Source organism: Bradyrhizobium sp. P2_E8, assembly GCF_056403875.1.
Genome location: NZ_JBFUES010000613.1, coordinates 1 through 4,642 on the forward strand (window position 1 = coordinate 1; position 4,642 = coordinate 4,642).

Consider the following 4,642-nt stretch of genomic DNA (forward strand, 5'->3'; position numbering starts at 1 on the left):
GCGTTGATCTTGCCCACGGCTTCCTCGAGCGTGCCGAGTGCATTGGGGTTGGCCGGCTTGTCGAAGCCGACATGGCTGTCGCTGATCTGGAGGAAGCTCATGCCGGGCGCTGCCGCGGTCGCAGCTTGCGCGGAATCGATGATGCCGAGCGAGCGCGGCACGCCGCCCGTGACGGTCCAGAGCACCCCGGTGCCGGCCCAGGTCATGCATTCCAGCACCTTGCGTCGGCTGACGCCGTCGTCCCCGTGATCGTGTCCGCTCATCGCACGCCTCCTCTCGCCCGGAATTGGGCTTCGGGGAGGTGATTGGGGGTGGGGCCGGTTTATTCGCGGAATGCGATGACGTTTTCGTGAGCAATGTTTCGTGTCCCGGACGCGACGCAGCGCCTCTTGGCGGTGCGTTGCAGAGCCGGGACCCATGCGGCTCGGGCGGTCTGGGCCCCGGCTCAGCAGCGCACCACGGCGTGCTGCGCTGCGTCCGGGGCAAGAGACCTATTTCGCGAACTCTCGCACAGCCTCGACTACGCGTTCCGGCACTTCCTGCGCCACGCAGTGCCCGGCGCCCTCAAAGACCAGCGTGCTGACGCGCGGAATCAGCGACACGGCGCGTCGCGCCATCTCCTTGTAGATCGGCCCCGACTTCACGGCAGTCGTGACGCGGACAGGGCATTCGATCTTGGCGAGCCCTGCAAACGGGTTGCCGCGGGCATCGCCAACGTAAACCTGCTCCATCGCCTCGTAGATCGGACGCAGCATCGCGTACTCGATCTCGGGTGTGCAGCAGAGCCGGACACGGCCATCGTCGAGCGGCACGAAGCCGTGTTGCACATAGGCCCGGAGCGAGGTCTCGGTCCAATCGGCAAACGCCAGCGCGGTGCGGTAGCGTTCGAACACGGTGTCGGCACTGTCGAACTCGGCCCGCCGACGCAGCGTGCCCTGGACGCGGGCGAGGGACTCTTCGTTCAATCCTCCGGACCGTGGCGCGCGCGGGTCCATGACGGTCGRCTCCATCACGAACAGGCGCGTGAAGCGTCCTGGCCGAAGTTTCGTCGCGAGCAGGAGATCGGTCGCACCTGCGCTGTGGCCGATGCCGTAGATGTCGCGCAGATCGAGCGCATCGATCACCCGGCAGACGTCCTCGGCAAAATCAAGGAAATGATAGGCATCGGGCTTGTGGCTCGCGCCGTGGCCGCGGCGGTCGAGCGCGTAGACGGTGTAGGTCGATGCGAGCTCGCGCGCGACCTCGTCCCAGACGTCGGCGACGAAACCGGTGCCGTGCACGAGCAGGGCGGGTGGTCTCCCGTTCTCGCCCCATCGCAGCATCGCGATCTGCGCATCAGTGGGGCCGATGGCGAAGCGATGTGGATTGATCATGGGGACAGGATGCTACTTCGCATCCTCCAGGATCATCGTCGCGCCCTTCTCGGCGATCATCGCGGTCGGCGTATTGGTGTTGCCCGACGTGATCGTCGGCATGATCGAGGCATCGACGATGCGAAGGCGGCTGAGGCCGTAGAAGCGCAACCGTTCGTCCACCACCGCCATCGGATCGCTCGCCGCGCCCATCTTCGCGGTGCCGACGGGATGGAAGATGGTGGTGCCGATATCGCCCGCGGCTTTGGCGAGTGACGCATCGTCGTCACCGACGGAAGGGCCAGGCAGATATTCGCTCGGGCGATATTTTGCGAGCGCCTTCTGCTGCATCAGCCGCCGGGTGGTGCGGATGGCGTCAGCGCCGACCCGGCGGTCGTCGTCGGTCGACAGATAGTTCGGTGCGATGATCGGCTTCTCGTCCGGGCTCGCTGCGCGCAGCCGTACGGTGCCGCGCGAGGTCGGCTGGAGATTGCAGGCACTCACCGTGATGGCGGGGAAGCGGTGCAGGGGATCGCCGAACTTGTCGAGCGACAGCGGCTGCACGTGAAACTGGATGTTGGCGCGTGCGCGTGTTGCATCGGAGCGCGTGAAGATGCCGAGCTGCGACGGCGCCATGGTCAGCGGACCGCGGCGGCGAAAGGCGTAGTCGAGCCCCATCAGGCCGCGGCGGAACAGGTTGTAATAGGTCTCGTTCAGCGTGCGCACGCCCTCGACCTTGTAGATCGCGCGCTGTTGGAGATGATCCTGAAGATTGCGGCCGACGCCGGGCTTGTCCATCACCACGTCGATGCCGAGCGGCGACAGCCAGTCGGCAGGCCCRATGCCGGAGCGATGCAGCACCTGCACCGAGCCGATCGCGCCTGCCGACAGGACCACCTCGCGCTTCGCACGCGCCTCGATGACCTCGCCGTTCTGGATGAAGCGCACGCCCACGGCGCGGCCCTGCTCGATGATGAGGCGGTCGACCAGCACGTGCTTCTCGAGCCGCAGATTGGGCCGGTTCAGTGCCGGTTTGAGAAAGCCGCGCGCCGACGACCAGCGCCGGCCGCGCTTCTGGTTGACGTGGAAATAGCTGGTGCCTTCGTTGTCGCCGGTGTTGAAATCCGGGATGCGCTTGATGCCCATTTCTTCTGCGGCATCGCCGACGGCGTCGAGAACGTCCCACGATATCCGCGGCGGCTCGATGCGCCAGCCGCCGCCGGCGCCATGATGCTCGCTTGGTCCAAGGAAGTGGTCCTCGAGCCGCTTGAACAGTGGCAGCACGTCGTCATAGCCCCAGCCGGTCATGCCGAGCTGACGCCAGTGGTCGTAATCGGCGGCCTGTCCGCGCATCGAGATCATGGCGTTGATCGCCGAGCAGCCGCCGATCACCTTGCCGCGGGGATAGGCCAGCGCGCGGCCGTTCAGGCCCGGCTCGGCCTCGGTCTTGAACATCCAGTCCGAGCGCGGATTGCCGATCGCGAAGAGGTAGCCGACCGGAATGTGGAACCAGATCCAGTTGTCGTCGCCGCCGGCTTCGAGAATGAGGACGCGGTTTTTCGGATCGGCCGACAGGCGGTTGGCGAGAATGCAGCCCGCCGTGCCCGCCCCAACGACAATGTAGTCAAACTCACCTTCAAGCCGCCTTGGCATTCTGCTTCCACCCAAACAGGCGTCATGCCCGGGCTCGTCCCGGACATCCACGCGCTTTCTGTCCTAATAGGCAGACGCAGCGGATCGGGACAAGCCCGGCCATGACGAGAGGACAGGGCTCCCCCCGATCCGTAGCGGTTAGGTGGACTGCGGCTTGCATGGTAGACAGTCCTGTATTCCCACAGAGCTTGAGACCATCCATGCCCATCGTGAACCGCGTCGCCGACCTTCAACCCGATATTCAGGCCTGGCGCCGGGACATCCACCAGCACCCCGAGTTGCTGTATGACGTTCACCGCACCGCAGCATTCGTCGCGGACCGCCTGCGTGAATTCGGCTGCGATGAGGTCGTGACCGGCCTCGGCCAGACCGGCGTGGTCGGCGTGATCAAGGGCAGCAAGCCGGCCGGCGAAGGGCTCAAGAGCATCGGCCTGCGCGCCGACATGGACGCGCTGCCGGTCGAGGAGCAGACCAACCTGCCTTACGCCTCGAAGACTCCGGGCAAGATGCACGCCTGCGGCCATGACGGCCACACCGCGATGCTGCTTGGGGCGGCGCGCTACCTCGCCGAGACCCGCAACTTCGCCGGCGATGCCGTCGTGATCTTCCAGCCGGCCGAGGAGGGCGGTGCCGGCGGCGCGGCCATGGTCAAGGACGGGCTGATGGAGCGCTTCGGCATCGAGCAGGTCTACGGCATGCACAACGGCCCGGGCATCCCGATCGGCTCGTTCGCGATCCGGCCGGGCCCGATCATGGCGGCGACCGACGAGGTCGACATCATGATCGAGGGCCTCGGCGGCCATGCCGCCCGTCCGCACAAATGCATCGATTCCGTGCTGGTCGGCGCGCAGGTGATCACGGCCTTGCAGTCGATCGTCGCGCGCAGCGTCGATCCGCTGGAATCCGCCGTGATCTCGATCTGCGAATTCCACGCCGGCAATGCCCGCAACGTCATTCCGCAGACCGCGACGCTGAGGGGCACCATCCGCACGCTGTCGCCGGAGGTGCGCAAGCTGGTCGAGAAGCGCGTGCACGAAGTGGTGGCGGGCGTGGCGCAGATCACCGGCGCGAAGATCGACCTGCACTACAAGCGCAACTATCCCGTCGTGAACAACCACGCCGCGGAGACCGAGGTGGCGCGGCGTATCGCGAGGCAGGTCGCGGGCGATGCCAACGTGCACGAGATGCCCCCGCTGATGGGCGGCGAGGATTTCGCCTATATGCTGGAAGCGCGCCCCGGCGCCTTCATCTTCTGCGGCAACGGCGACAGCGCCGGCCTGCACCACCCCGCCTACAATTTCAACGACGAGGCGATCGTGTTCGGCACGTCCTACTGGGTCAAGCTGGTCGAGGAATCGCTCGCGGCGTCTTAAAGGGTATCCAGAAGCACATATGAAAAGGGCCCGTGCATCGCACGGGCCCTTTGTTTTGAGGATCTGATCGGCTCAGAAGATCCGCGAGAAGATCACGTAGAGCGTGGCAGACAGCATGATCGCGCAGGGCAGCGTCAGCACCCAGGCCATCAGCAGGTTGCGGATGGTCGCCATCTGCAGGCCCGAGCCGTTCGCGGCCATGGTGCCGGCGACGCCTGACGACAGCACGTGGGTGGTCGAGACCGGCAGGCCGAACACGTCGGC

Annotated in this window: 4 protein-coding genes and 1 pseudogene; 1 reads left to right on the forward strand and 4 read right to left on the reverse strand. The window is 66.1% G+C overall.

From position 1 onward, the window contains the following. From AC1D00_RS27900 to AC1D00_RS27910, 3 genes and pseudogenes are all read right to left on the reverse strand, one after another. A pseudogene (locus AC1D00_RS27900) lies at nucleotides 1-263 on the reverse strand (metallophosphoesterase); the annotation flags it as partial. Nucleotides 264-491: 228 nt separating this feature from the next. Beyond that, a complete protein-coding gene (locus AC1D00_RS27905) occupies nucleotides 492-1,373 on the reverse strand; it encodes an alpha/beta fold hydrolase (RefSeq protein WP_477012866.1) in 882 nt (293 codons plus the stop codon). Between the two features lie 12 nt (nucleotides 1,374-1,385). Further along, nucleotides 1,386-3,005, reverse strand: a complete 1,620-nt coding sequence (locus AC1D00_RS27910; protein ID WP_477012867.1) for a GMC family oxidoreductase — start codon at nucleotides 3,003-3,005, stop codon at nucleotides 1,386-1,388. Between the two features lie 200 nt (nucleotides 3,006-3,205). On the opposite strand from AC1D00_RS27910, the gene AC1D00_RS27915 reads away from it, so the two are divergent. Continuing rightward, entirely contained in the window at nucleotides 3,206-4,378 is a 1,173-nt protein-coding gene (locus tag AC1D00_RS27915) for a M20 aminoacylase family protein (RefSeq protein WP_477012868.1), read from the forward strand. 72 nt (nucleotides 4,379-4,450) lie between these two features. Here the strand turns inward: AC1D00_RS27915 and AC1D00_RS27920 are convergent. Beyond that, a partial coding sequence (locus AC1D00_RS27920; RefSeq protein ID WP_477012869.1) for an inorganic phosphate transporter occupies nucleotides 4,451-4,642 on the reverse strand: 192 nt, incomplete at its 5' end.